Source organism: Arthrobacter sp. D1-17, assembly GCF_054130535.1.
The window spans coordinates 4,001,970-4,025,421 of record NZ_CP096382.1 but is presented as its reverse complement, the minus strand read 5'-3'; the positions used below and the strand labels follow the sequence as shown (position 1 = coordinate 4,025,421).

At 64.5% G+C, this 23,452-nt stretch carries 23 protein-coding genes; 12 read left to right on the top strand and 11 right to left on the bottom strand.

The window, feature by feature from the left end; genetic code table 11:
- Positions 1 to 4: 4 nt before the first annotated feature.
- On the bottom strand, positions 5 to 751 hold the full coding sequence (locus M1E01_RS18650) for a metal ABC transporter ATP-binding protein (RefSeq protein WP_457972998.1): 747 nt from the start codon (positions 749 to 751) through the stop codon (positions 5 to 7).
- A gap of 46 nt (positions 752 to 797) precedes the next feature.
- Entirely contained in the window at positions 798 to 1,814 is a 1,017-nt protein-coding gene (locus M1E01_RS18645) for a metal ABC transporter substrate-binding protein (RefSeq protein WP_457972997.1), read from the bottom strand.
- A 95-nt stretch (positions 1,815 to 1,909) separates the two neighbouring features.
- Between M1E01_RS18645 and M1E01_RS18640 the strand changes: the two genes are divergently transcribed.
- From M1E01_RS18640 to M1E01_RS18630, 3 genes are all read left to right on the top strand, one after another.
- Positions 1,910 to 3,037: a GTP-binding protein gene (locus tag M1E01_RS18640; protein WP_457972996.1), complete on the top strand. Its 1,128-nt coding sequence runs from the start codon at positions 1,910 to 1,912 to the stop codon at positions 3,035 to 3,037.
- Positions 3,034 to 3,156 carry a type B 50S ribosomal protein L36 gene (gene ykgO, locus M1E01_RS18635; RefSeq protein ID WP_011693081.1) on the top strand — a complete coding sequence of 41 codons (123 nt, stop codon included), beginning with the start codon at positions 3,034 to 3,036 and terminating at the stop codon, positions 3,154 to 3,156. Before M1E01_RS18640 ends, ykgO begins: the two co-directional genes overlap by 4 nt.
- A gap of 198 nt (positions 3,157 to 3,354) precedes the next feature.
- A complete protein-coding gene (locus tag M1E01_RS18630) occupies positions 3,355 to 3,759 on the top strand; it encodes an SHOCT domain-containing protein (protein ID WP_457972995.1) in 405 nt (134 codons plus the stop codon).
- An 89-nt stretch (positions 3,760 to 3,848) separates the two neighbouring features.
- Here M1E01_RS18630 and M1E01_RS18625 read toward each other — a convergent pair whose 3' ends face one another.
- Positions 3,849 to 4,421: an MOSC domain-containing protein gene (locus M1E01_RS18625; RefSeq protein WP_457972994.1), complete on the bottom strand. Its 573-nt coding sequence runs from the start codon at positions 4,419 to 4,421 to the stop codon at positions 3,849 to 3,851.
- A gap of 56 nt (positions 4,422 to 4,477) precedes the next feature.
- Here M1E01_RS18625 and M1E01_RS18620 point away from each other — a divergent pair, with 56 nt between their 5' ends.
- A complete protein-coding gene (locus M1E01_RS18620; RefSeq protein WP_457972993.1) occupies positions 4,478 to 4,816 on the top strand; it encodes a hypothetical protein in 339 nt (112 codons plus the stop codon).
- Positions 4,817 to 4,916: 100 nt separating this feature from the next.
- Here the strand turns inward: M1E01_RS18620 and M1E01_RS18615 are convergent, their stop codons facing one another.
- From M1E01_RS18615 to M1E01_RS18605, 3 genes are all read right to left on the bottom strand, one after another.
- The gene (locus M1E01_RS18615; RefSeq protein ID WP_457972992.1) at positions 4,917 to 6,188 is read right to left on the bottom strand and encodes an RNA polymerase sigma factor; all 1,272 of its coding nucleotides are present in this window, start codon (positions 6,186 to 6,188) and stop codon (positions 4,917 to 4,919) included.
- Positions 6,189 to 6,233: 45 nt separating this feature from the next.
- A complete protein-coding gene (locus M1E01_RS18610) occupies positions 6,234 to 6,662 on the bottom strand; it encodes a YciI family protein (protein WP_457972991.1) in 429 nt (142 codons plus the stop codon).
- Between the two features lie 106 nt (positions 6,663 to 6,768).
- Positions 6,769 to 7,869 carry a LacI family DNA-binding transcriptional regulator gene (locus M1E01_RS18605; RefSeq protein WP_457972990.1) on the bottom strand — a complete coding sequence of 367 codons (1,101 nt, stop codon included), beginning with the start codon at positions 7,867 to 7,869 and terminating at the stop codon, positions 6,769 to 6,771.
- 186 nt (positions 7,870 to 8,055) lie between these two features.
- On the opposite strand from M1E01_RS18605, the gene M1E01_RS18600 reads away from it, so the two are divergent.
- The 5 genes from M1E01_RS18600 (at position 8,056) to M1E01_RS18580 (ending at position 12,866) form a co-directional block, all read left to right on the top strand.
- The gene (locus M1E01_RS18600; protein ID WP_457972989.1) at positions 8,056 to 8,916 is read left to right on the top strand and encodes an ABC transporter substrate-binding protein; all 861 of its coding nucleotides are present in this window, start codon (positions 8,056 to 8,058) and stop codon (positions 8,914 to 8,916) included.
- 143 nt (positions 8,917 to 9,059) lie between these two features.
- Complete coding sequence (locus tag M1E01_RS18595) at positions 9,060 to 9,848, top strand: amino acid ABC transporter permease (protein WP_457972988.1); 789 nt, start codon at positions 9,060 to 9,062, stop codon at positions 9,846 to 9,848.
- Positions 9,845 to 10,654, top strand: coding sequence for an amino acid ABC transporter ATP-binding protein (locus M1E01_RS18590; protein WP_457972987.1), 810 nt, complete (start codon positions 9,845 to 9,847; stop codon positions 10,652 to 10,654). Before M1E01_RS18595 ends, M1E01_RS18590 begins: the two co-directional genes overlap by 4 nt.
- A complete protein-coding gene (locus M1E01_RS18585; RefSeq protein ID WP_457972986.1) occupies positions 10,654 to 11,697 on the top strand; it encodes a Gfo/Idh/MocA family protein in 1,044 nt (347 codons plus the stop codon). Before M1E01_RS18590 ends, M1E01_RS18585 begins: the two co-directional genes overlap by 1 nt.
- Before the next feature lie 50 nt (positions 11,698 to 11,747).
- Positions 11,748 to 12,866: an NAD(P)/FAD-dependent oxidoreductase gene (locus M1E01_RS18580; protein WP_457972985.1), complete on the top strand. Its 1,119-nt coding sequence runs from the start codon at positions 11,748 to 11,750 to the stop codon at positions 12,864 to 12,866.
- Positions 12,867 to 13,209: 343 nt separating this feature from the next.
- Here the strand turns inward: M1E01_RS18580 and M1E01_RS18575 are convergent, their stop codons facing one another.
- From M1E01_RS18575 to M1E01_RS18560, 4 genes are all read right to left on the bottom strand, one after another.
- Positions 13,210 to 15,402 (bottom strand): alpha-galactosidase, encoded by a 2,193-nt coding sequence (locus M1E01_RS18575; RefSeq protein WP_457972984.1) that lies wholly within the window; start codon positions 15,400 to 15,402, stop codon positions 13,210 to 13,212.
- Positions 15,403 to 15,570: 168 nt separating this feature from the next.
- Positions 15,571 to 16,911, bottom strand: coding sequence for an ABC transporter substrate-binding protein (locus M1E01_RS18570; protein WP_457972983.1), 1,341 nt, complete (start codon positions 16,909 to 16,911; stop codon positions 15,571 to 15,573).
- 46 nt (positions 16,912 to 16,957) lie between these two features.
- The gene (locus M1E01_RS18565; protein ID WP_457972982.1) at positions 16,958 to 17,884 is read right to left on the bottom strand and encodes a carbohydrate ABC transporter permease; all 927 of its coding nucleotides are present in this window, start codon (positions 17,882 to 17,884) and stop codon (positions 16,958 to 16,960) included.
- A 10-nt stretch (positions 17,885 to 17,894) separates the two neighbouring features.
- On the bottom strand, positions 17,895 to 18,836 hold the full coding sequence (locus M1E01_RS18560) for a carbohydrate ABC transporter permease (protein ID WP_457975018.1): 942 nt from the start codon (positions 18,834 to 18,836) through the stop codon (positions 17,895 to 17,897).
- A 211-nt stretch (positions 18,837 to 19,047) separates the two neighbouring features.
- On the opposite strand from M1E01_RS18560, the gene M1E01_RS18555 reads away from it, so the two are divergent.
- Together M1E01_RS18555 and M1E01_RS18550 are read left to right on the top strand one after the other, a co-directional pair.
- Positions 19,048 to 20,250 carry a Gfo/Idh/MocA family protein gene (locus tag M1E01_RS18555; protein ID WP_457972981.1) on the top strand — a complete coding sequence of 401 codons (1,203 nt, stop codon included), beginning with the start codon at positions 19,048 to 19,050 and terminating at the stop codon, positions 20,248 to 20,250.
- Between the two features lie 14 nt (positions 20,251 to 20,264).
- Positions 20,265 to 21,299: a LacI family DNA-binding transcriptional regulator gene (locus M1E01_RS18550; protein WP_457972980.1), complete on the top strand. Its 1,035-nt coding sequence runs from the start codon at positions 20,265 to 20,267 to the stop codon at positions 21,297 to 21,299.
- 57 nt (positions 21,300 to 21,356) lie between these two features.
- On the opposite strand, the gene M1E01_RS18545 is transcribed toward M1E01_RS18550, so the two are convergent.
- Complete coding sequence (locus M1E01_RS18545) at positions 21,357 to 22,241, bottom strand: helix-turn-helix transcriptional regulator (protein ID WP_457972979.1); 885 nt, start codon at positions 22,239 to 22,241, stop codon at positions 21,357 to 21,359.
- Between the two features lie 130 nt (positions 22,242 to 22,371).
- Here M1E01_RS18545 and M1E01_RS18540 point away from each other — a divergent pair, with 130 nt between their 5' ends.
- Complete coding sequence (locus M1E01_RS18540) at positions 22,372 to 23,412, top strand: NAD(P)-dependent alcohol dehydrogenase (protein ID WP_457972978.1); 1,041 nt, start codon at positions 22,372 to 22,374, stop codon at positions 23,410 to 23,412.
- Positions 23,413 to 23,452 lie beyond the last annotated feature (40 nt).

Sequence of the window (23,452 nt, the reverse complement as noted above, 5' to 3'; positions counted from 1 at the left end):
GACTTCACCATTCCGAACGAAGGTCGGGGACTTTGTGTCCGGGTGGCGGTGTGTCCCCGTGCGCGTGAACGTGGTCATGGTCCGGGTGGTCATGACCGGGGGCCGCTGAGGGCGGTGGACCGTCAAAGACAATCCGGCCGTGGCGCAGCACCACGGCACGGCCGATGAGACCGTGGAGTTCTCCAAGCTCGTGCAGGACGACGAGTATGGTGGTGCCTTTCGTCTGCATCTGCCCGAGGGTGAGGGCCAGCGCTTCCTTGGAGGCCCGGTCGATCCCTGCGAGGGGCTCGTCCAGGATGATCAGGTCGGGGTCCCGGACAAGCGCGCGGGCAATCAGGACGCGCTGCTGCTGGCCTCCGGAGAACACCTGGACGCTGTCGTGGGCCCGGTCCAGCAGGCCCACTTGATCGAGGGCCTCCAGCGATTTCCGGCGGGCACCGCGGCCGGGGCGCAGGCGCCTGCCGTCAAGCAGCCCGGAGGCCACGACTTCGACGGCGGTGGCCGGCACTCCGGAGCTCGGCCCCATCCGCTGGGGTACGTAGCCGACCCGGGACCAGGGTACGGACCGGCGGGCTGCTGTAACGTCCGCACCATAGACTTCTGCATGACCGGAAGTGATCGGCACGATCCCTGTCAGGGCTTTAACCAGCGTTGATTTGCCGGACCCATTGGCCCCAAGCAGGGCAACGACCTCACCGTCCGTGACGGTGAGGTCGATTCCATGCAGTATGGTGCCGGTTTCAACCGACACGGACAGTCCTTGGGTCCGGATCGGCGGCTGGGAACCGGGCACGGGCTTAGGCGCAGCTCAGGGCCGAGCGCAGCGCCCCAAGATTCTTGCGCATGATCTTCTCGTAGTCCGAGCTCTCGTCAGTCAGGCCCTCAAGCGGGTCAAGGACGGCCGTCTTGGCGCCAAGGTCTGCAGCCAGGGTTTGGGCGACCTTGGGGTTGACGAGGGTTTCGGTGAAGATGGTGCTCACTCCTTCATCCTTGACCACCTTGCCGATTTCCGCCAGCCTTGCCGGTGACGGCTCCGTATCCGGCGACAGGCCCGAGATGCCGACTTGCTTCAGCTTGTACTTCTCCGCGAGGTAGCCGTAGGCCTCGTGGGAGACGACCATGGTGCGGGTCTTGCATGTGGCGAGGCCCTGGCTGAAGTCCTTGTCCAGGGTGGTCAGCTTCGTGGCAAGGGCTTCCGCGTTGGCCTTGTAGGTGGCTGCGTTGCCAGGATCGGCCTCACCCAACTGCCCTGCAACGGCACTGGCCGTGTGGGCAAGCCGCTCGGGGTCGAGCCAGAAGTGCAGGTCCTCGCCTGCGTGCGCTTCGCCGGTGTGCCCGGCTTCCTCGCTGTGCGCTGCTTCCGAAGACTCTGCTTCAGAGTGGGCTGCCTCGGTCCCGGACGTGGCACCCTCACTGGCGTGCTCTTCTTCAGAGTGGCCGGCGGGCAGGGCGGCCTCCGCTGACACATCAAGGGCATGGGCGGGGGCTGCCTGCTTGATGGCTTCGTCCACGGCGGGCTGGAAACCCGAAAGGTAAACGACGACCGCAGACTTCTCCACGGCTGCCACGGAGGCGGGGGACAGCTCAAGGTCATGAGGCTCGGTGCCGGGCGGAGTGAGCGATTCGACCTGGACAAGGTCGCCGCCCACCTGCTCCGTGACGTACTGCAGGGGATAGAACGAAGCCATGACCTTCAGGGATTCCCCATCACCGGCAGTGCCCTCAGAGCCGGAAGGGCTGCCGGTTGAGCAGGCCGTCAGGGCAAAAGCGGACAAAAAAGGCACAACAAGCGCGGCGCGTAGATGGGGATTCATGATATCGATTCTCAACTAAATGAGAATCAGTGTCAATTGAGACGGTCGCCGGCTTGGTTTGTATCTGAGAATGATTCTCAACTAGGCTCGGGGATATGAACGTGACTGTTGTTAGTTCCCTGGATGTGTTCAGTCGTCAAAGAGCTTGCGCCGCTCTGGCTGCGGAGGAGGCAGGTTCAAGTGTTGTCTTCCACGACCTGCTGGAAGACGGCGTGGTTATCGGAAGGATTTTCCAGGAAGGGCGGCTCCTTGAGCGGGAAGAGTCCACATTGGAACATGGCTGCCTGAGCTACACGGTCCGCCTCGACGTCGTTCCCGCGGTCGCGAAGATGCTGAGGAAAAATTCCAGGATTGTGCTGGGGCTGCCGGCGGCGGTCTCCGCAACAACAGCGGTCCAGGCCCTTCTGAAAGGCCTCGGGGACGCCCTCACCATTGACTCCGTCGTGCTGGCGTGCGCACCGGACGCCGTTGAGGACCAGGTGTGGGACCACCACACGCTTTTTGAGTCGGGCTTCACTCCTGTACCGGAGGATGAGCGGACGCCGGGGGAGTTCCTGATGGGCGAGTTCGCGTTCAGTGACACGGTCGTGCTGGCCGATCCGGCGCTGGTGCCGGTGGATCCTGTGGCGCGTAACCGCGGCGTCCGGCTCATCCGGGAACTGGCTCCGCACGCTGTGGTGACGGAAAGCGGCGGTGAGGTCCGGACGGGCCGCCACCACCTGGCTGAGGCCACGGCACGTACCGTGCCCGGTTCAGTCCGGCTTCCCGAACAGTCCTCCTTGCCCTTCCGGACGGTTGTCCAGCGACTCGGGCGACCCTTGCACCCGGAACGCTTCCGGCATGCCTTGGCAGCCCTCGCCGAGGGGAGTTGCTGGGTGCGGGGCCGCCTATGGGTCGCCTCAGCACCCGACTGCAGGATTGCCATCCAGGGCATTGGGCCGCGGATCTGGCTGGAAGACACGGGGTCTTGGCGGCTCCGTCAGGATCCGCCTCCCGCCGACGTGCTCAGCGGCCAGAACGCCGGTCCCGAAACGGTTCCAGCTTCCTGTGACCGCGAAACGGTTCTTGCTGTCACAGGCGACGACGTCGACCCGGCCGAGATCGCCGCCCTCCTCAGCGCCTGCGAACTCACCGAAGCCGAGATGGCGGCCGGGCCGGGCGCAATCAACGATCCATTCGGCCTGAAACAGAACGCCGAACCAACTAAAAGGAGCACATCATGAAAGTACGGAACTCCCTGCGCGCGCTGAAAAAAATTCCCGGCGCCCAGATTGTCCGGCGGCGGGGCAGGACCTTTGTCATCAACAAGAAAAATCCGCGCATGAAGGCGCGCCAAGGCTGAGTTCTGGGGGCGGTGCAATTTTCTCGCGGCGGGGCATCACACTCTGCCCCAGTGTGATGCCCAGCGCTCGCCGTCGACCTCTATGAAACGCAGTCCTGTTGCCTTGTTGCGGTTCTTCTTCAGCAAGGCAATAGGATTTTCTGCAACACCTGCGTTTTCCAAGGGGGAGACATCGAAAGTAACGGGAGCCCGGATCCCATGGCGCGGCGCGGCTGGATCTGGCTGATCGTCGCCGGATTCGCTGTTTCCATTGCGGGTATTATCGTTGGCCTGCAGAAGGTTGGCCCCCTTTGCGGCAGCCCGCTGCTTCCGCAAAGCCGTGAAGCCGAGATCTTCGATGCCCTGCGGACAGGGTCGCGGGCGGCGGGTGAGTGCTACCGGAACATCGATGCCGCCTCGGTTCCGACGTGGGTCCTGATCGCGCTGGGCATCGTGGTGGTTTTGATCGGCGTCGTCATCCGCGTTGTCGCCATCAACCGCTTCTCCACACCGGTCCCGTCCGTTGCTGCGCAGTTGGATGAGCTGGCGCGCCGGCACACGCAGGGCCTGATCAGCACGGAGGAGTTCAAAGCCAGGCGGGCTGAGTTGCTCAACGGCCTGTAGTGGCTTACGGCTGTCATTCTCAGCGGTGTGCAGTTGCCAGCGGTGTGCAGTTGCCCGGCGGTTTGCAGCGGAGGTGCCCGCTGCAGCTGCTACGGAAGGCGCGTGGGCCGCAGCACCGCGGGCGTGCCGGCGGCACCCGGTTCCAGGGGCACGGGACTGACCAGCACAGCCGGGCCTCGATGCAGGGCTCCGCTCGAGAGTGACTGGCAACGTATGCCTCCGCATCCGCGCATTGCTTTATGGGCGCCCGGGGCGAGCATCTGGTCCATCCACGCACAGGGATGGGCAGGCCGACCGGCCTTGAGCTGCAGAAGTTCCCCGCGTGATTCCAAGGCGAATTCTTTGCCCAGCAGCGGGGGAAGGTGGGCTCCTCTGAGCACGATGTTCCGCCGCGTGAGCAGCGGGTTGAACGGGCCCGCTCCCAGTTCGGCAGCCATGGCTTCGAGCGCCTCCACAGCGATCAGGGTGACTGCGGCATCCATGTGGGCGGCCTTGCCGAAGAACCTGTCACCCACAATTCCTTTGCCGGCCACCAACTCGACTGAGCCGGCCTCTGCACCCGGGACGTCAGCGGCGCCTTCACGGGCCCGGCCGAAGTAGGCGTGTGTCGGTGACACCAGCAGATGCAGGACCTCGACCTCATACCTGAAGCTTGACGTCATGCCACAAATTATCCTTGTCTGCTTACAATCGACCCTAGTCAACAATTGAGGGAATCATGAAGAAACTCACTACTGCCGTGCTGGCCGCCGGGCTCCTGCTGTCCGCCTCCGCCTGCTCCTCCCCGCAGCTTTCAACTGCGGAAACCTGCGACCGGGTCAGGACTGTCGTGTCCAGCCCCACCGGAAACATGGGCAAGACGGGAATGATCAAGCTTGCCAACCAGATCCGGCCCATCGAGGCCGTGTCCTCGGACGATCTCAAGCCTGCCCTGCGGGCCATCCTGGACTACGCGGACGAATCCGTGAAGGAGCACCCGGACTCCGCAAAGCTCCAGCAGCTGTCGACCGCCTACCAGGATGCCGGCAGCACCTACAGCAAGTTCTGCGCCCAGTAGCTCCGGGCAATAACAAACCAGCGCAGTAAACACAGGGGGACCGGAAGTAAACACAGGGGGACCGGAAAGATTTTGATCCCTCTGTGTTTACCTGTGATCGTCACAACCCCGCCGCCCTGGCTTCCAGGACGGCCCGGGTGCGGCTGTTCCTGGCGAGGCCGGCCGCCGTCGTAAATTCTGCGCGCGCCTCCTTGGCCCGTCCCAGCTGCGCCAGCAGTTCGGCGCGGACGCTGGGCAGCAGGTGACCTCCCCGGAGGGCGCCGTCTGAGACGAGACGGTCCACGATGGCGAGTGCTGCGGCTGGACCCGTGGCCATGGACACGGCCACGGCGCGGTTGAGCTCGACCACGGGGCTTGGTCCCACGCGGCCCAGCACCTCATAGAGCAGGACAATGCGCTGCCAGTCCGTCTCCTCAACGCTGGGGGCAAGCGCGTGGCATTCGGCGATGGCCGCCTGCAGGGCGTAGCTCCGCCTGCCACGCCCCAGGGCCTCCGCAAGCGAATCGGCGCGGGCCAGTGCGATCCGGCCGCGGTGGATCTGGGCCCAGTCCCAGCGGGTACGGTCCTGGTCAGCCAGCAGAACGGGCGTGCCGTCGGCCTTTGTGCGGGCAGCGAAGCGCGACGCCTGGAATTCCATGAGGGCCACGAGTGCGTGAGCCTCGGGTTCGCGGGGGACGAGCCCCGCCAGCACGCGTCCGATCCGCAGTGCCTCGTTGGCGAGGTCCGGGCGGATCCAGCGGTCCCCAGAGGTGGCGGAGTAGCCTTCCGAGAACATGAGATACACGACGCCGAGAACGGCGCCGAGCCGTTCACCCCACTCCTGTGGTTCGGGCACCTCGAACGGGACCCGTGCGGCCGCGAGGGATTTCTTGGCCCGCATGATCCGCTGCTGCACGGTGGCCACCGGGACGAGGAACAGGCGCGCGATCTCCTCCGCCGTAAGGCCGCCCACTACCCTCAGCGTCAAGGCCATCTGGGCCTCGCGTGAGAGGACGGGGTGGCAGGCCGTGAACACCAGCCGGAGCACGTCGTCCTCCAGAGGCTCCCACGCCACGCCGTCCTCATCAGCGAGTGCGTGCGCGATGGTGCGGTACTTCTCCTCGAGCAGCTCCGCCCGCCGCCACGAGTCGATCGCCTTGCGTTTTGCGACGGTGGTAAGCCAGGCGGCCGGGTTCCGGGGGACGCCGGCATCCGGCCACTGGGTCAGGGCATCCGCCACAGCCTCCTGGGCCAGGTCCTCCGCGAGGCCCAAATCCCGAGTCACCCTCGCCAGCGCTGCGACGATGTGCGGTCCATCGATGCGCCAGAGCGCTTCGATGCGCCGCCGCACGGCTGCATCCGGTGCGGCGGCCGCCGCTGCTTCCCCGGTCATCGCTGACCCTCTCCTACTTCTGCCGAACAGCTTCGGGGCAGTGGATCAGGGCTGTCCCAGCTCCTGGCGCCACCCTTCCTCTTTCTGGATGTATTCGTTGTCGGCGAAGTCGGCGAAGTCCTCGGCCTCGGTCACCCGCCGGACCTCCAGCTTCGAACAGGGGCCGAGAGGGCAGCGGCTGGCCCATTCCTTCGCTTCTTCCTTGGACGACACCTGGACGAGCCAGAACCCGTTGAACAGCTCATGCGTCTCGCCGTACGGACCGTCGGTCACCACAGGCGGCTCCTCGGAGAAGTCGACCACGAAGGCGTTGCCCTCCGTCACGTCAGCGAGGCCTTCGCCGCCCAGCATCACACCGGCCTTCATCATGGACTCGTTGTAGGCCCCCATCTTGTTGATGATCTCCTCGAACGGCATCTTCTTCGATGCTTCAAGGGCTTCATCGGTGGAACGCATGATGAACATGTACTTCATTGGATTCTCCTTGCCTGGACGAGGACGCAGTGTGCGTCCTTCTACTATTGCGTCGAACGGAACCGCCCGAAATCGACAACACGGCGAAAAAAGATTCTTCAAGCTCCTAAAGCGCCGGCACCGCGGCGGACTCTTGGGAGTCGACAGGCACAATGCCCACCGACCCGCGCCGCACCAGCGTTGCGGTGAACTCGGGGGCGGTGGCCAGCGGCGGCCGGCCCTCGATCTGCCGGATGAGGGCGCTCGCAGCAGCTGCGCCCATGTCGTACACGGGCTGTGCAATCACCGTGAGGGGCGGAGTGGTGAGTCGCGTCCAGGCCAGGTCGTCATACATCAGGAATGAGACGCCGGCAGGGATCTCAAGGCCCAGTTCCTGGATGGCTTCCACCACGCTGAGGGCTATGAGTCCGTCAGAAGCGACGACGGCGGTCGCCCGGTCCTGCGACTGAAGAACCTCGCGGGTGATGTGCCGGATGGAACCCGCGTCGCCGGCGTTGAGCCTTACGAGGTCGGCGGGGAACGGCACCTCAGCCTCCAGGAAGGCGCGCCGCATGCCCTCCAGCCGGTCCTCGATCTGGGAGGAATCCAGGCGCATTCCCTCGCTGTAGGCAGCATCGGTCTTCAAAGTGGAGATGAAGGCGATCCGCCGGTGCCCTGCGCCGAGGAGATAGAGCGTGGACTCGTAGGAGATCCGTTCCATGTCCACGGCCACGGTGGCGACGTCGAGTCCTCCCGCCGTCCGGTCCAGCAGGACCAGCGGGCGGCCGGAATCCCGGACCCGCTGCAGGTGCCCGGTATCAACGGAGGAGGCCGGCGCGACGATCAGCCCGTCCGCGCGTTTGTCCAGCAACACGCGTACCGCATCCACTTCGGCCGCGGTGTTCTCGTCCGTGTTGATCAGGATGACGTTGTAGCCGCTTTTCTTCGCGACATCCGTGATGCCCCTCGTCGCGAGGCCGAAGTGGGGGTTCTCGATGTCCCCCACCACCACGCCGATGGTGTAGGACTTTCCCGTGTTCATGCTGCGGGCGAGTTCGTTGGGCCGGTAGGCAAGGTCCTCCGCCGCCGCCAGTACCCGTTCACGCACATCCTCGCTGACCGCGCCGTAGTTTCCCAAGGCCCGGGCGGCTTGGGCTTTTGACACCTGGGCAGCTTTTGCGACGTCGGCAACGGTTACGTCGCGCCGCCTGTTTCCTTCACTGCTCATGTTCACCTTTCAAGGGCGCGGTTGACGCCGGTTGTGAGTTCCGCTACATTTCTAGCAATCGATGTGAGTCCGGTCTCAATCGTAGGGACTGAGACCGGACTCAGCAAGAGCATCATCGACTAATTCCTCTGGCGGCCCTGACAGCACCGCCTCCCCTCCCAACGATTGGACAATGCTGTGATCAAAATGAACTTTCGCCCTGCAGCAGTGGCCGCGGCAGCCCTGGCGGCAGTCCTCGCGCTCTCCGGCTGCGGCGGCTCCTCCTCGGCCAACTCCACCAGCACGCAGGAAAACCCTTACGGCCTGATTCAGCCGGGTACCATCCGGGTGGCCAGCCTGGGTGACTCCAAGCCGTACGCCTTCACTGACGCCCAGGGTAACTTCACGGGCTTCGATGTCGAACTCTTCAAGGACGTGGCCCACCGCGCCGGCGTAGACAACGTGGTCTTCACCGGACAGGATTTCTCGGGCCTGCTCTCGGCCGTAGCCAACGGCCAGTTCGACGTCGGCGTAGCCGCCATCGGCATCACGGACAAGCGCAAGGAAACCGTCGACTTCTCCAACGGCTACCTCGCCGGGTACCTGACGGTCATCACCACCAAGACCTCGGGCATCAAGGACGCCGACGGCCTGTCAGGCAAACGCCTGGGTGTGGTCCAGGGAACGCTTCAGGAGGCCTATGCCGTGAAGAACTTCACCTCGGCCAACCTGGTCCGCTTCCCGGACAACAACACCGCCATCGCCGCAGTCAACAGCGGCTCGGCGGACGCACACTTCCTGGATTACGAGGCAGCTAAGGCTTACCAGGAGCAGCACGGCCTGGTCAGCGCCGCGGACATCCCGTCCTTCGACGCCCCGGCAGGGTTCGCCATCGCCAAGGACAAGCCCGCCTTCAAGGAGGCGCTGAACAAGGGCCTCGCGGAAGCGATGGAGGACGGCACCTGGAAGAAGCTGTACCAGAAGTGGTTCCCGGGCTCCCCGATGCCGGAGCAGTACCTGCCCAAGGCAGAGCAGAAGGCAACCCCCGCCCCGACGGCAAGCAAGTAATGCGACGGCAAGTAAGTAATGCGACACCAAACAAGTAAGGCGACGGCAGGCAAGTAAGCGTGACCGATCCGTCAACGGCCCGGGCGGGCCACGCACAGCGGCCCGCCCGGGATCACCGAACAACTAACGTCTGAGAGCAATTTATGGACTGGCTCAACATCATCAGCCGCACCTTCTTCGACATTGACGCGATGATCGAAGTGCTGCCCCAGCTCCTCGGGGTCGGCCTCATGAACACCCTGATCATCTCCATCGCAGCGACCGTCCTGGGCGTGGTGCTGGGCATGGTGGTGGCGGTCATGGGCATTTCCCGGTCGCGGTGGCTGCGGATTCCCGCCCGCATCTACACCGACCTTTTCCGCGGCTTGCCCGCCATCCTCACCATCCTGCTGATCGGCCAGGGCTTCGCCCGGTTCAGCCAGTCCGTCTTCGGACCATCCCCCTACCCTCTGGGCATCATCGCGCTGAGCCTGATCGCCAGCGCCTACATCGGTGAGATCTTCCGCGCCGGCATCCTCAGCGTGGACAAGGGCCAGGGCGAGGCCTGCCGGGCACTGGGCATGAGCTACGCCAAGTCCATGGCCCTGGTCGTGATCCCGCAGGGCATCCGCCGGGTCCTGCCGGCCCTGGTGAACCAGTTCATCGCCATCGTCAAGGACTCCTCACTGGTCTACTTCCTGGGCCTGCTGGTGACCGAACGTGAACTCTTCCGCGTCGGCCAGGACGCCGCCGTCCTCTCCGGCAACCTCTCCCCGTTGGTCATGGCCGGCATCTTCTACCTGATCATCACCGTGCCCCTGACCCATCTGGTCAACTACTTCGACAACAGGTTCCGCACCGGCCGTCGCCGCCCCACCGCGCCCACGTCCGGCCTGAACGAAGTCAAAGAACTCGATGCGGCATCGCCGCTCACCACCGGGAGCAACACATGAGCCTCGCCAGCAGCAGCACCAGCAATCCCACTGCAGACAAGAAACCCTCGGGCAAGAGGGCCGCAGACATTGAGACCTTCCACGGTTCCAGCCTCGAACTGCGGAACCTGACCATGGCCTACGGCGACATGGAGGTCCTCCGCAACGTCAGCCTCACCGTCGCGCCCGGAACCACCACCTGCATCATCGGCCCCTCCGGCTCGGGCAAGTCCACGCTGCTGCGCGGGGTCAACCGGCTGCATGAACCCAAAAGCGGTGACGTGCTGCTGGCCGGCGAAAGCGCCCTGAAAGTCAAGCCAGACACCCTGCGCCGCCGCATCGGCATGGTGTTCCAGCACTTCAACCTCTTCCCGGACCACACCGCACTGGAAAACGTCGCCCTGGCGCTGTGGAGCGTGAAGGGCATGCCCAAGGCCGAGGCCATGGAACGCGCACGCCGCCGGCTCGCCGAAGTGGGACTGGCCGAACGCGCCGACCACCGCCCCCGGGACCTCTCCGGCGGCCAGCAGCAGCGCGTGGCCATCGCCCGGGCCCTCGCGATGGAACCGGAAGTGATGCTCTTCGACGAAGCCACCAGCGCCCTGGACCCCGAACTGGTCAAGGGCGTCCTGAACCTCATGGCCGGACTCGGCCGCCGCGGCATGACCATGCTCGTGGTCACCCACGAAATGGGCTTCGCCCGCAAAGTCGCAGACCAGGTGGTCTTCATGGACGAAGGCGAAGTCGTCGAGTCCGGCACCCCCGCCGACCTCTTCGATAACCCTCAAAGCGAACGCCTCCAGCGCTTCCTCTCCGAGGTGCTGTGATGCGGAAGGTTACAGCGGCTCCCATCCGAACCGCCGTCGTCGGCTTTGGGATCTCGGGCCGGGTTTTCCACGCGCCGCTGATTGCCGCGGATCCCGCCTACTCCTTGGACGTAATCGTCACGGCGGACCCGACACGGGCCGCCGACGCTGCCCGGCTGTACCCGCAGGCGCACATCGTTCCGACGCCGGAGGCGGTGTTCGCACTCGCCGGGGAGCTCGACCTCGTCATCCTCGGCACCCCGCCGCACACGCACTTCGACCTCGCAGCCGCCGCCATTAAGCACGGCCTCCACCTCGTGGTGGACAAGCCCTTCGTGCCGACATCCGTGCAGGGGGAAGAACTGATCGGCCTCGCAGCCGACGGCGGTGTGCAGCTCACGGTGTTCCAAAACCGCCGGTGGGATGCCGACTTCCTGACACTGCAGAAGCTGCTTTCGGAGCAGGCCGTTGGCGAGGTTCGCACCTTTGAATCACGGTTTGAATGGTGGCGGCCCGAGGGCTTCGGGAACTGGCGCGACAGCGTTTCCCTCGCGGAGGGCGGCGGGATCCTGCACGACCTTGGCGCGCACCTGATCGACCAGGCCGTCCAGCTGTTCGGCCCGGTGGCACAGAGCTACGGCGAGACGGCCAACCGCGGATCCCACTCGGGGGCCGCCGACACCGAAGCCTTCGTGTCCTTAGTCCACGAATCCGGCGTCTGCAGCAGGCTCTGGATGAACGGCATGGCGGCCCAGGTGGGCCCGCGCTTCCACGTCCTCGGCTCGGAGGCCGGCTACACCAAGTGGGGCCTGGACGGCCAGGAGCCCGCGCTGGCGGCCGGCGTGACGCCGTCGGATCCCGGCTACGGCGTCGACCCCCAGGAGTCTTGGGGGATTCTGGGAGTGGACGGTTCCGCAACGCCCGTGCCCGCCGAACGTGGCGCCTACCCCGAGTTCTACGTTCGGCTTGCCGCCGCGCTGCGGGGAGAAGGACCCCTTCCCGTTGACGCTGCCGGTCCGCTCGAGGTTCTGAAGGTCATCGAAGGCATCCACGCCCTGGCTTAGTAGCCGCGTCCCCCATCACCCGTCTCCACACTCCATAGAAAGGGAGAACCATGTCCTCCACCGCTACCAAGAACGTCGCCGTCCTCGGCGGCGGCATCCTGGGCGTCTCCACCGCTGTCCACCTGCTGCGCGAAGGCGCGTCGGTCACGCTGCTGACCGAGAGCGGCCTGGCCAGCGAAGCCACCGGACGCTCGCTCTCCTGGCTCAACTCCGCCGGTGAACGGTCCACGCCGTACCACCAGCTCCGCCTTGCTGGCGTGGACCGGTACCGCACGCTTTTCGCCGCGGACCCCAGCCGGGAGTGGCTGCAGTTCGGCGGCGGCCTGATGTGGAACGCCGGCGGGGAGCGGGCCGTCACCGAGGCACGCCACGCCTACGAGAAGTCGGTGGGCTACGACTCCAAGCTCCTGGCCCCCGGGGACATCGCCGCTGTGACGCCGGGCATCGACTCCGCCGCCGTCCCTGAGAACGCCATCTTCAACCCGGGCGAGGGCTGGGTCAGCCTGCCGGACCTCGTGGAATTCCTCATGAAGGAGTTCCATGAGCGCGGCGGCCGCCTCGTTCTGAACGCCGGCAAGGCGTCCGTGGTGGTCGACGGCGGCCGGGCCGTCGGCGTCGAGACAACGGCGGGGGAGACGTACGATGCCGATGCGGTACTGGTGGCATGCGGGGCAGCGACACCCGCCGTCGTTGCTCCTTTGGGAGTGGAGATCCCCAACGGTTCCCCGGTGTCCATGCTGGTGGTGACCAAGCCGGTGGAGCACGACGTCAAGGCCGTGATGAACACGCCCCGCGCAGCCGTGCGCCCCAACCCCGGCAACACCTTTGCCCTGGACCACGACTGGTACGAGGAGCAGATCACCGAGCACGCGGACGGATCCTTCAGCATCCCGGATGAGGTGGTCCAGGAGCTCGCGGATGAAGCGTCAAGGCTCATAGCAGGCAACCCCGAGCTCAAGCCTGCGAGCTGGAAGATGGGCTACAAGCCGATCCCGGGCGACGGCGAACCGGTGCTCGGCGAACTGGGGCAAGTTCCTGGGTGCTTCGTGGCCTTCACCCACTCCGGGGCGACGCTGGGCCTGATCGCCGGCGAGCTGCTCGCGGGGGAGATCCTGACCGGCGACAAGCACCCCATGCTGGCCACGTTCCGTCCGGCCCGATTCTCCTGACCCAACCTGACAGGGTTCCGGCAGGTTTGCCGGTTCCTCCCGTTCCGGGCTCCCCGGAGGGCTGTTGCCTGACAGTCCTCCGGGGATTCGTCGCGCTGGGGTGGTACATCCGATTGCCCTATGATTCAGGCGCCCTGCTTGACCGGCTTCCGTGACACAACATGTGCCAGCGGGCACGTACGGAATGGCGTTGTGTTCGCCGTAGGCGGTGGCCGAGGAGCTGAAGACGATCGAGCGGACGTTGTGTGCCTTCCGTTTGCGTGGGCGAAGACTGCCCCGCCCTGAGGCGCTACGGAGCGCGGGATATTGGGCAGGGCAGTCTTCGTTTTCGGAGTATTGCCTTTTAGAGGGCTGTAAAGCCCAGCAGTAGCGCCTGTTCGGGGTTGAGGATCGGCATGGGCAGGCCTACCTCGGCCAGGAAGCGCCCATTGGCCACCGCCCCGTCCGCCAGCCAGGCCGGCGGCTGGACCTGGGTGAAGGCATGGCCGTAGTCCCCGTTGCGCGGGGCCGGGGAGATGACCTCTACCCGGTAGTTACGGTCCTGCTCAAGCCCCGGGATGGTGATTTTGCCGGGCTGCTCAGCGAAGGCGGTGCGGGTGCTGACCAGGGAGAACAGTGCCGCCGTCGTGCCTGGCTCAGGTGGCGCAGCCGCCACCGTGCCGTGCAGCATCAGCGCCTCGTCTGGAACGTCTGCGCGGACCATCCGACCGCTGTGGATGAGGTTCCGGTGTTCCTTGAACAGTGCGATGAAGCGCTTGAGTTCCTCACGCTCGGCGTCCCTGACTTGCCGGACGTCCCACTCCATGCCGAAGTGTCCGAAGAGGGCTGTAATGGCCCGGAAAGACAGGTCGTGGGTGCGTGCCGTGGTGTGTGAGGTGGTGGGTCCGATGTGCCCGCCAACGAGTTCCGGGGGAACCACAATCCCGGTCCAGCGCTGGATGGTCTGGCGTTCCAAAGCGTCATTGCAGTCCGAGGCCCAGATCCGGTCCGTCCGCTCAAGGATGCCCAGATCCACCCTCGCCCCGCCGGAGGAGCAACTTTCTATTTCGACGCCTGGGTGGGCTTTCCTTAGCTCGTCGAACAGCCGGTAGGCGGCGAGGGTCTGCTCGTGCACGGAGGAGCGGCCGGCGTGGCCGTGCTCCAGCAGGTCCCGGTTCTGGTCCCACTTGAGATAGCTGATGTTGTTTCCGCGCAGGAGGGCGTCAATGCGGTCGTAGATGTACTGCCACGCTTCGGGGTTGACCAGGTCGAGGATGTGTTGGTTGCGCCACTCCAGGGGCAGGCGGCCGCCGTCCTTGTGGGACAGGGCGGATGGACCGGCGATCCAGTCGGGGTGGGCCCGGGCGACGTCGGAGTCGAGGTTTACCATTTCCGGCTCCACCCACAGACCGAACTCCATGCCCCGGGAAGTGACGGCGTCGATCAGCGGTGTGAGCCCGTCTGGCCAGAGGGACTCGTCGACGTACCAGTCACCGAGGCCGGCGTGGTCGTCGCGGCGTCCGCGGAACCAGCCGTCGTCCAGTACGAAGCGTTCGACGCCGAGCTCCGCTGCGGAGTCCGCGAGTTCGATCAGTGTGGACAGGTTGTGGTCGAAGTAGACCGCTTCCCAGGTATTGAGCACCACCGGGCGCGGTTTTCCTGCAGGCAGGCCGGTGGAAGCTGCGGGCAGCACATGGTGGGGGCGGGACCGGAACCAGCTGTAAAAGGCCTCGCTGATGCCGTCCAGGCCGCGGTCGGAGTAGGCGGCAAACAGGGAGGGTGTGGTGTACGTGCCCTGTGGTTCGAGGATGACCTCGGCCGGTCCCAGGAGTTCTGATCCACCGATCATGGTACGGCCGTCGCCAAGGGTGTCGGTGAACTGTTCGTGGTTACCGCTCCAGGCAAGGTGCGTGGCCCAGACCTTTCCGTGGCGGTTGCCGAACCCGGCGGTGCCGGCGGCCAGCAGGAGGGAGGAATCGTGGCCTGTGCGTCCATGGCGGCCCGATCGCACCCACGTACCCTGCTGGATGGCGCGGCGCTGCGGGTGGTTCTCACGGCACCAGCGGCCGGTCAGGTCAAGAAGTTCAACGGCGTCCGGGGCCACCGGGAGGACCGTTGCCAGTTCATCCAGCTGGTAAGGAGTGGTGCCGTCATTGGTGACTGTGTGCCGCAGTTCCAGCAGCCCGCCGTCGTGCAGGGTGAGGGTGGATTCGACGGAAATACTGGCGTCCGGATCGGACTGGCCGATCAGCGCGGTGTTGCCCACGGCGCGAGCTGCAACTGTGCGTAGGCGGGCGGAGAAATCCAGCCCGGAAATCCCGTCGGCGATGCGGTGCCCACGCAAGCCCGGCCGGCCCCGCCAGCTGGAGGACGCCTGGGGCAACAGGCCTGCGGGAACAGTGGCGTCAATAGCGGAGTGGGGGACAGGTTCACCGAGGATGGCGAGGTCCGGCAGGGTGTTGCCGAGGTCCGCGCCCCAATGGATGATCTCGGCCTCCCCGCTGTTGAAGCTGATCACCAGGCTGGTGCCGGCGGAACGGAGGTGGAGGGGATCCATAAGGGAATCTCTTTCGTCGTTGTGCTGCGCGTCGTTGGGACGCGGAATCAAGCTCTGGGGATGAAGGGGGGTGCAGGATGCCGCCGTCGCGAGGAGGAAACGGCGGCACCCGGCGGGTGGCTGCGACCACAAACGCAGCCACGGTTGAGGAGCTATGTGAAGCAGGGCCTACTTGAAGAGGGCATTGACCTGTTCGTTGGCCTGGGTCAGCGAGCTGGCGGGCGCCTTGCCGGAGACAACTGCGTCCATGGCCGGTTCCATGATGCCCTTGACCTTGGCGGTGTTATCCGTGATGGGGTACAGGAACGTCGTTCCGTTCTTGACGTGCTCAGTGAAGGCGGTGACGTCCACGCCCTTGGCCTTGAACGCCTCGGCAGCCTTGTCCGAGGACGTCTTCAGCGCCGGGAAGACCACGGCCTTGGCTGCGACCACGTCCTGGCACTCCGCAGAGGCGAGGTACTCAACCCACTTGATCGACGCGTCCTTTTTCTTCGTTCCGGCCCAGATGGAATCGGCCAGGCCGTTGAACATTGAGGCACGCTTTCCTTCAGGCCCTGCGGGGGTGGGAGCGATGCCCACGTCGATGCCCTTGTACCCGGTGTATTGACCGATCATCCAGGAACCGTGTGCGTTGATGGCGGACTTGCCTGCCGCGAAGGTGTCGGCCATTGCCGCGCCAACGGTGGCCTCGAGTTTGGGCATGTAGCCCTTGTCCGCCAGACCGGCGAACCATTCCATCGAGGCCTGGAACCTGGGGTCGTCGTAGTTGTACTTGGTGCCCCACGGGTTCTTGTCCGTGTGTGACCAGCCGGTGGTGTTGGTGAGGTAGCTCCATTCTGTCTGGCCGGAGGAGTCGCCGCCGCCGTTCAGGCCCAGCCCGTAGACCTTGACGTTGTTCTTGTCGAAGCCGGGCTCGTCGCCGCGCTTGCCGTTCTTGTCAACGGTGAGGTGTGCGATGACTTTTTCGTAGCTGCCTCCGTCTTCCGGGTTCCAGGTGAGATTTTTCATCTGGTCCTCTGTGATGCCGGCGCTGGCCAGCATTGCCTTGTTGTAGAACAGTCCGATGGTGTCCCAGTCCTTGGGCAGGCCGTATCGTTTGCCGTCCTGGCCGACCCAGAGGTCCGTCAGGCCCTCGTTGTAGGCGGACAGGTCAACGCTGTCCTTTTCGACGGCGTCATCGATGGCCAGCAACTGGTTGTTTTCCGCGAGTTCGCCGTAGCGTCCCAAGTGGTTGGTGAAGACGTCGGGGGCGGTGCCGCCGACGAAGCCGTTGGTCAGGGTGGACCAGTAGTCATCCCAGCCGCGCTGGGTGATCTTGACGGTGATGTCCGGGTTGGCCTTGGTAAAGTCGTCGGCGCACTGCTGGTAGGCGGGGAGCTGGTTGGCGTCCCAGAGCCAGTAGCTGATCTCGCCCTTGGCGGCTTCTTCGGAGGAGGAGGATCCGCTGCAGGCGGAGAGGGAGAGGGCCACAGCTGCGGCGACGGCAACGGCGCCGAGGGATTTCTTCATGGTTCTGCTTTCCGTTAGGGGTGGAATGAGAGGGGGTGAACGGGGGTTATTTGATGCCGGAGAAGCCGATGGAGTTGACGATTTTCTTGCCGAAGGCGGCGAAGAGGATCAGCACCGGCAAGGCCGAGATGAGGGTCGCTGCCATGAGCCCGGACCAGTCGGGTGCGCCCTGCGGGGACTGGGACTTGAAGACACCAAGTCCGACCTGCAGAACACGGACGTCCTCCTGGGAGCCGACGAGCAGTGGCCAGAAGTATTCGTTCCACTGCCCGATGAAGGTCAGCAGGGCCAGCGTGGCCAGCGGTGCCGCGGCGTTGGGCAGCACGATCTGGAAGAAGATCCGCAGGTGCTTGGCGCCGTCGAGCATGGCTGCCTCTTCAACTTCACGGGACATGTTCAGGAAGAACTGCCGAAGGAAGAAAATGGCGAACGGGGTCATGAACACGTACGGCAGGACCATGCCGAGCATCGTGTTGAGCAGGTCAAGGTTCTTGATGAGCAGGAAGTTGGGCAGTGCGGTGAAGATCGGCGGGACCAGCATGGTGCCCAGGAACAGGCTGAAGACTGCGTTGCGGCCCTTCCAGCGGAGCCGGGCGAAGGCGTAGGCGGCCATCGCGCTGAAGAAGACAGCGCCTGCGGTGGTGATGGAGGAAAAGATGATCGAGTTGCGCAGGTAGAGCCAGAAGTCAATGGCTGCACCGGAACCGCCTTCGGCGATGGCTTCAGCCGGGCTTTGCAGCCCGAAGACCCGTTTGAAAGCACCGAAAGTGAACTCCGCCGGCAACAGGTTGGTTGCGTTGGCGGCCAGGGCGTTGTTGGTGGACAGTGCCGTGCGCAGGACCCAGAGAAAGGGCAATACTGAGACGGCGATGGCGAGGACCAAAAGGGCCCACGCGCCTGCGCGGCGGGCGTTGAAAGGACGGCGGCGGCGGGTAGCCGACGGCAGCGGCGCGCGGCTGGCAGTTGTGGTCATGCGGGACTCCTTAGTCCAGGTCCGACTCGTTGCCCTTGAGGAACTTCATCTGGATGAAGGCCACCAGGGCGAGGATGAGGAAGAGAATGACGGCGATGGCGGATCCGTAGCCGAAATCCGACTCGGTGAAGGCCCGCTGGTAGATGTAGTACTGGATAACCCGGGTGGCGTTAACCGGCCCACCGCCTGTGGTCACGGCCACGGTGTCGAAGACCTGGAAAGAACCGATCACCGTCACCACCAGAACCAGGACCAGCACCGGACGCAGCAGCGGGATGGTGATCTTGCCGAAGGTCTGCCACGGTGACGCGCCGTCCAGCTTGGCCACCTCATAGACATGGCCGGGTATGGCCTGCAGGCCGGCGAAGATCAGCAGTGCGGTATAGCCCATGTGGCGCCAGGTGTTGATCAGCGCCTGAGTGGGAATGGCCCACTCCTCGCTGCCGAAGAACGCAACCCGGGACATTCCGGTCCACTCAATGAACTGGTTCACCACTCCGATCTGGTAGTCCAGCATCCAGAACCACAGCAACGCGGCGATGACGTTGGACATCAGGTAGGGCAAAAGCAGGGCGCCGCGGACAATCGTTGACTTGGCAACCTGGTGCATCAGGAGAGCAATACCGAGGGCCAGCGCCGTCTGGAGGACGATGTTGAGGAAGACGTACTGCCCGGTGACGGCCAGGGAATTCCAGAACAGCGGATCCTTGGTAATCGCCGTGTAGTTATCCAGGCCGATCCACTCCGGCTCCCCGAGGATGCTGTACTCCGTGAAGCTCAAGTACACGCCGCGGATGGTGGGCACCACGTAGAAGAAGATGAAGCCGATCATGGCCGGAGCGATAAAGAGGAGGGCGATCCTGAGGTCGCCGAGCTGGCGGTAACTGCCGCTGGGCTTCGGAGCGTCGGGTTGGAGCGGGGCGGATCTGACGTGTTTGGCAAGGGTGGTCATCATCGACCCTTTCCTGACTGTGATGGGGGTAACAACTTCGCCTAATCTATACGAGTAGAAAACAAGGTGCAAGCATTTTTCCCGAAACTTCGTGAAGATATAGGTCATCTGCGGTGGTGCGTTGACGCGAGTAGAAACGCATGCAAAACTGCAGGGACAGCATGGCCTTCGGCGCAACAGGCCGGCGGATCCCAGGAAAGGCAATGAAACAATGACGTTTTCCATCGGCGTGGTGGGGGTCGGCCAGTTCGGCAGCCAGTTCGCCCATTTGTTCAATCTCCATCCCGGCGTAGAGGACGTCTTTGCGGTGGACGAACGGCCGGAGCGGGCCACTGAAGCTGTTGAGCGGTTTGGGCTGGCAGGATCGAAGGCGAGCTTTGAAGACCTCCTGGTGTCGGACGTCGAAGCCGTCGCCATCTTTACTCAGCGCTGGACGCACGGGCCGCTGGTCGAGCAGGCGCTCCGGGCTGGTAAGCACGTGTACTCGGCTGTTCCCATGGCAATTTCCGAGGAAGAAATCGCCCGCATCATCGAAGCTGTCCGCGAAACCGGTCTGACCTACATGATGGGGGAGACCAGCTACTACAACCCCGCCACCGTGTATGCCCGCCAGCAGCACGCTGCCGGCAAGTTCGGCCGGATCTTCTACTCCGAGGGCGACTATGTCCACGATATGGATCTGGGCTTCTACGAGGCGTACCAGTACAGCGGCGGAGAAAGCTGGAAGGAAACCGCCAGCTACCCGCCCATGCTCTATCCCACGCATGCTGTTGGCGGGGTCCTTGGTGCCGTCCCTGTCCATGCCGTCAGCGTCAGCTGCATTGGAGTCAAGGATGACCGCAAGGACGGAGTCTTTAACAAGGAGGTCAGTAAGTTCGGCAACGACTTCTCCAATGCGACAGCCCTTTTCGAACTCAACGACGGTGGTGTCATGCGCACCAACGAGATGCGCCGGGTGGGCTACCCTTCCCATATCAGGGAGTCCCGGTTCCGGTTCTTTGGGACGGAAGCCAGCCTTGAACAGCTAGCACATGTCACTGTCTGGCAGGACAAGGTGAACTTCCACGACATTTCCGAGCAGCTGGAAACGCAGCCGAGCATGCCCCTGGATGACCCGTCGCTCACCAACGTTGCGCCGGAACTGAAGAACGCCTTTGTCTCCGGACTCTCGCCGGTCCATGACCCCGAGCGGCTCCCGGAGGAGTTCCGTGGCGCACCGAACGGCCACGAGGGAAGCCATCACTTCCTGGTTGATGACTTCGTAACTGCCGTCAACGCGGGCACCCTGCCTCCGGTCAACGCCTGGGTTGCCGCCAGGTTCACGCTGCCCGGCATCGTGGCTCATGAGTCCGCGCTGCGCGGTGGTGAGCGGCTCCCGATCCGCGACTTTGGCGATGCGCCCCGGTCCCGTTAACTAGCATGTACAACATGACGGCATCAACCACGCAAGCTCCCCGCAGCCCGGTAACCCGTAAGGATGTTGCCAGGTACGCCGGCGTGAGCACCGCCGTCGTCAGCTACGTAGTAAACAAAGGACCGAAGAAAGTCGCCCCGGCCACCGAAGCTAAGGTTCAGGACGCCATCCGCGTCCTGGGCTACCGGCCCAACGCTGCAGCCAGGGCGCTCAAGCTTGGATCCACTGAAACCATCGGACTTGTCATTCCCGACAACGGCAACCCGTTTTTTTCGCTGCTCGCCCATGCTGTGGAGGACGCCGCTGCAGAACTCGGCTATGCGCTGCTCCTGACCAACTCAGACGGAAACCTCGGCAAGGAGCGAAGGAACATCCGCAACCTTGCCGCCCGTCAGGTGGACGGCGTAATCCTATCGAGCGTGCTGATGGAACCTGACCTCGCAGACCTTGAGTCGGCAGACATCCCCGCAGTCCTCCTCAATCACAGTGCCGATGCTCCCGGCTTCAACAGCGTCGGAGTGGACCTGGCAGCAGGCGCACAATCCGCAGTTGAACACCTCATCGGCCACGGACACACCAACATTGCCCTTGCAATGGGAACGAATACAGGGAATTTCCTCGACGGTCGCGAACAGGGCTGGCTGCAGGCCCTCACCAAAGCAGATCTCCCCGAGGGGCCGATCGTCCGCAGCGCCTTCACCCGTGAGGGCGGATACGCCGCCGGTCGACGCCTGCTCGCCTCAGCAAGCCGACCAACTGCAATTTTTGCCAGCTCCGACTTGCAAGCGGTCGGCATCCTCCGGGCACTCCATGAAGCTGGTCGATCGATCCCCGACGACATTGCCCTGGCCTCATTCGATGGGTCGGCAGAGGCGGAGTACAGCTGGCCGCCACTGACCACAGTTAAGCAACCCGCAAAGGCCATGGCAGAAGCCGCTGTCAGCGCCCTTATTGGAGCACGCCGGACCCGTGAGGCCGAACACCTCATCTTTCCAACCGAGTTGCAGGTACGGAGTTCCTGCGGGTGCCAGGAACCCAACCCCAACTAAGCCGTGGCGCTGCCTTGCCGTGGCGGAATCAACCCCGACGGGAGGCCGCCAACATACCTAGCCTCGAAGGGAAGCCTTCGCGGACTCAACGATGTTCTCGGTTGCCGCCCAGGAGGCGAGGAGCTTGAGCGCTTCGTCCGAGGGGCTGCCGGGTACGGCCGGGTAAACAGTTAGGCTGTGCCCGGGGTCCTCCTCCAGTTCGAGGACCTGATAGTTGAGTTCGAGCAGCCCGACCACGGGGTGCCGAAAAACCTTTGTGCCGGCATAGTGGCGCCGGACGTTGTGCGCTGCCCAGCGGGTTCTGAATTCGTCGCTGCGCATGGAGAGCTCGCCCACGAGCTCGGCGATGCCCTTGTCATGCGGGTTGCGGCCGGCTTCACGGCGCAGGATCGCGACGTTGACGTTTGCTGCCCGGTCCCAGTCTGTATAGAAATCGTGCGACCGCGGATCCAGGAAGATAAACCGCGAATGGTTCGCGGGGCGGGCGGTGCTGCGGTACATGTCGGAGTAGAGGGCGTAGCCCAGGGTGTTGGCAGCGAGGATGTCCATCCGGTTGTTCCCGATGAATGCCGGCGCTCCGGTGATTGCGCCTAGAAGGTGCTGCAGCTCGGGGCGCACCCCCGAGGGCACGGCGCCCACGGCACGCTTCCGGCCGGAGGTGTTGGCCGTGCGTGCGAGATCGTAGAGGTGGTCATGTTCCGCACGGTCGAGTTCCAGTGCGCGCGCTATGGCGTCGAGCACACAGTCCGATACGCCGCTGAGGTTGCCGCGTTCCAGGCGGGTGTAATAGTCCACGCTTACCCCGGCAAGACGGGCCACTTCTTCCCTTCGAAGTCCCGGCACACGGCGCCGGCCGCCGTACGGCTCGAGGCCCGCCTGTTCGGGTGTGATGCGGCCACGGCGGGTGGAGAGGAACTGCCGCACCTCGGCTCTGTTATCCATGAGGCCACGTTACGGCGTATCCGGAAAGCGGAGGGAGGGTCTGCCATAACCCGTTTCAGCAGAGCCCTCGCTAACCCTGCCCACTGCCGGTTTGATGGAATCAACCCCTTTCGAAGAGCACAGGAGAACCATGACTACTGTCAAGGCTTACGCATCCCCGTCCGCCACTGAGGACTTGATCCCCACCACCATCGAACGCCGGACCGTGGGCCCGTACGATGTCCTGATCGAGATCAGGTTCGCCGGCATTTGCCACTCCGACATCCACACGGTCCGCGGCGACTGGGGCCCCCAACAGTATCCGCTGGTCCCCGGCCATGAGATCGCCGGCATCGTCGCCGGGATTGGCTCGCAGGTCACCAGGCACAAGATCGGCGACCGGGTCGGCGTCGGCTGCATGGTCAACTCCTGCAAAGAGTGCGCCAACTGCCAGGCCGGCGAAGAGCAGTACTGCCTCAAAGGGATGATCGGCACGTACGGCGCCGTCGACCGGGACGGGACTATCACCCAAGGCGGCTACTCCACTCACGTTGTGGTGACCGAGGACTTCGTGGTCAGCATCCCCGAAGGCATCGAGCTGGACGTCGCCGCGCCGCTGCTGTGTGCCGGCATCACCACCTTTTCGCCGCTGCGCCGTTGGGGCGCCGGCCCCGGTAAGAAGGTCGCCGTCGTCGGCCTCGGCGGGCTGGGACACATGGCCGTCAAGCTCGCATCCGCCATGGGCGCCGAGGTCACCGTGCTGTCCCAGTCGCTAAAGAAGCAGGAGGACGGGCTGCGTTTAGGCGCGGACCACTACTACGCCACGTCCGACGCCGGTACTTTCGAGACGCTCGCCGGGACCTTTGATCTGATCATCAACACGGTCAGCGCCTCGATCGATATCAGCTCCTACCTGCAGCTGCTGACCCTCGACGGAGCCCTGGTCAATGTGGGTGCCCCGGCCGAACCGCTTCCCGTGAACGCGTTCGCGCTCATCACGGGACGCAGGTCCTTTGCCGGCTCCATGATTGGCGGCGTACGCGAAACCCAGGAAATGCTCGATTTTTGCGGCGAGCAGGGCATCGGCGCGGAGATCGAGGTCATCCCGGCGGAGAAGATCAACGAGGCGTACGAGCGTGTCCTGGCGTCGGATGTGCGGTACCGCTTCGTCATTGACACCGCAACGCTTTAAGAAACGTATCCTGTAGGAACAGAATGGCAGGGCGGCGGGC

Bases quoted from the DNA above. Each gene is read 5' to 3' on its own strand.
- M1E01_RS18645 (WP_457972997.1), bottom strand. From the start codon at position 1,814: ATGAATCCCCATCTACGCGCCGCGCTTGTTGTGCCTTTTTTGTCCGCT.
- M1E01_RS18575 (WP_457972984.1), bottom strand. From the start codon at position 15,402: ATGGATCCCCTCCACCTCCGTTCCGCCGGCACCAGCCTGGTGATCAGC.
- M1E01_RS18605 (WP_457972990.1), bottom strand. From the start codon at position 7,869: ATGAGCAGTGAAGGAAACAGGCGGCGCGACGTAACCGTTGCCGACGTC.
- M1E01_RS18615 (WP_457972992.1), bottom strand. From the start codon at position 6,188: ATGACCGGGGAAGCAGCGGCGGCCGCCGCACCGGATGCAGCCGTGCGG.
- M1E01_RS18625 (WP_457972994.1), bottom strand. From the start codon at position 4,421: ATGACGTCAAGCTTCAGGTATGAGGTCGAGGTCCTGCATCTGCTGGTG.
- M1E01_RS18580 (WP_457972985.1), top strand. From the start codon at position 11,748: ATGTCCTCCACCGCTACCAAGAACGTCGCCGTCCTCGGCGGCGGCATC.
- M1E01_RS18630 (WP_457972995.1), top strand. From the start codon at position 3,355: ATGGCGCGGCGCGGCTGGATCTGGCTGATCGTCGCCGGATTCGCTGTT.
- M1E01_RS18565 (WP_457972982.1), bottom strand. From the start codon at position 17,884: ATGACCACAACTGCCAGCCGCGCGCCGCTGCCGTCGGCTACCCGCCGC.
- ykgO (WP_011693081.1), top strand. From the start codon at position 3,034: ATGAAAGTACGGAACTCCCTGCGCGCGCTGAAAAAAATTCCCGGCGCC.
- M1E01_RS18620 (WP_457972993.1), top strand. From the start codon at position 4,478: ATGAAGAAACTCACTACTGCCGTGCTGGCCGCCGGGCTCCTGCTGTCC.
- M1E01_RS18570 (WP_457972983.1), bottom strand. From the start codon at position 16,911: ATGAAGAAATCCCTCGGCGCCGTTGCCGTCGCCGCAGCTGTGGCCCTC.
- M1E01_RS18540 (WP_457972978.1), top strand. From the start codon at position 22,372: ATGACTACTGTCAAGGCTTACGCATCCCCGTCCGCCACTGAGGACTTG.
- M1E01_RS18610 (WP_457972991.1), bottom strand. From the start codon at position 6,662: ATGAAGTACATGTTCATCATGCGTTCCACCGATGAAGCCCTTGAAGCA.
- M1E01_RS18555 (WP_457972981.1), top strand. From the start codon at position 19,048: ATGACGTTTTCCATCGGCGTGGTGGGGGTCGGCCAGTTCGGCAGCCAG.
- M1E01_RS18595 (WP_457972988.1), top strand. From the start codon at position 9,060: ATGGACTGGCTCAACATCATCAGCCGCACCTTCTTCGACATTGACGCG.
- M1E01_RS18560 (WP_457975018.1), bottom strand. From the start codon at position 18,836: ATGACCACCCTTGCCAAACACGTCAGATCCGCCCCGCTCCAACCCGAC.
- M1E01_RS18640 (WP_457972996.1), top strand. From the start codon at position 1,910: ATGAACGTGACTGTTGTTAGTTCCCTGGATGTGTTCAGTCGTCAAAGA.
- M1E01_RS18585 (WP_457972986.1), top strand. From the start codon at position 10,654: ATGCGGAAGGTTACAGCGGCTCCCATCCGAACCGCCGTCGTCGGCTTT.
- M1E01_RS18590 (WP_457972987.1), top strand. From the start codon at position 9,845: ATGAGCCTCGCCAGCAGCAGCACCAGCAATCCCACTGCAGACAAGAAA.
- M1E01_RS18600 (WP_457972989.1), top strand. From the start codon at position 8,056: ATGAACTTTCGCCCTGCAGCAGTGGCCGCGGCAGCCCTGGCGGCAGTC.
- M1E01_RS18545 (WP_457972979.1), bottom strand. From the start codon at position 22,241: ATGGATAACAGAGCCGAGGTGCGGCAGTTCCTCTCCACCCGCCGTGGC.
- M1E01_RS18550 (WP_457972980.1), top strand. From the start codon at position 20,265: ATGACGGCATCAACCACGCAAGCTCCCCGCAGCCCGGTAACCCGTAAG.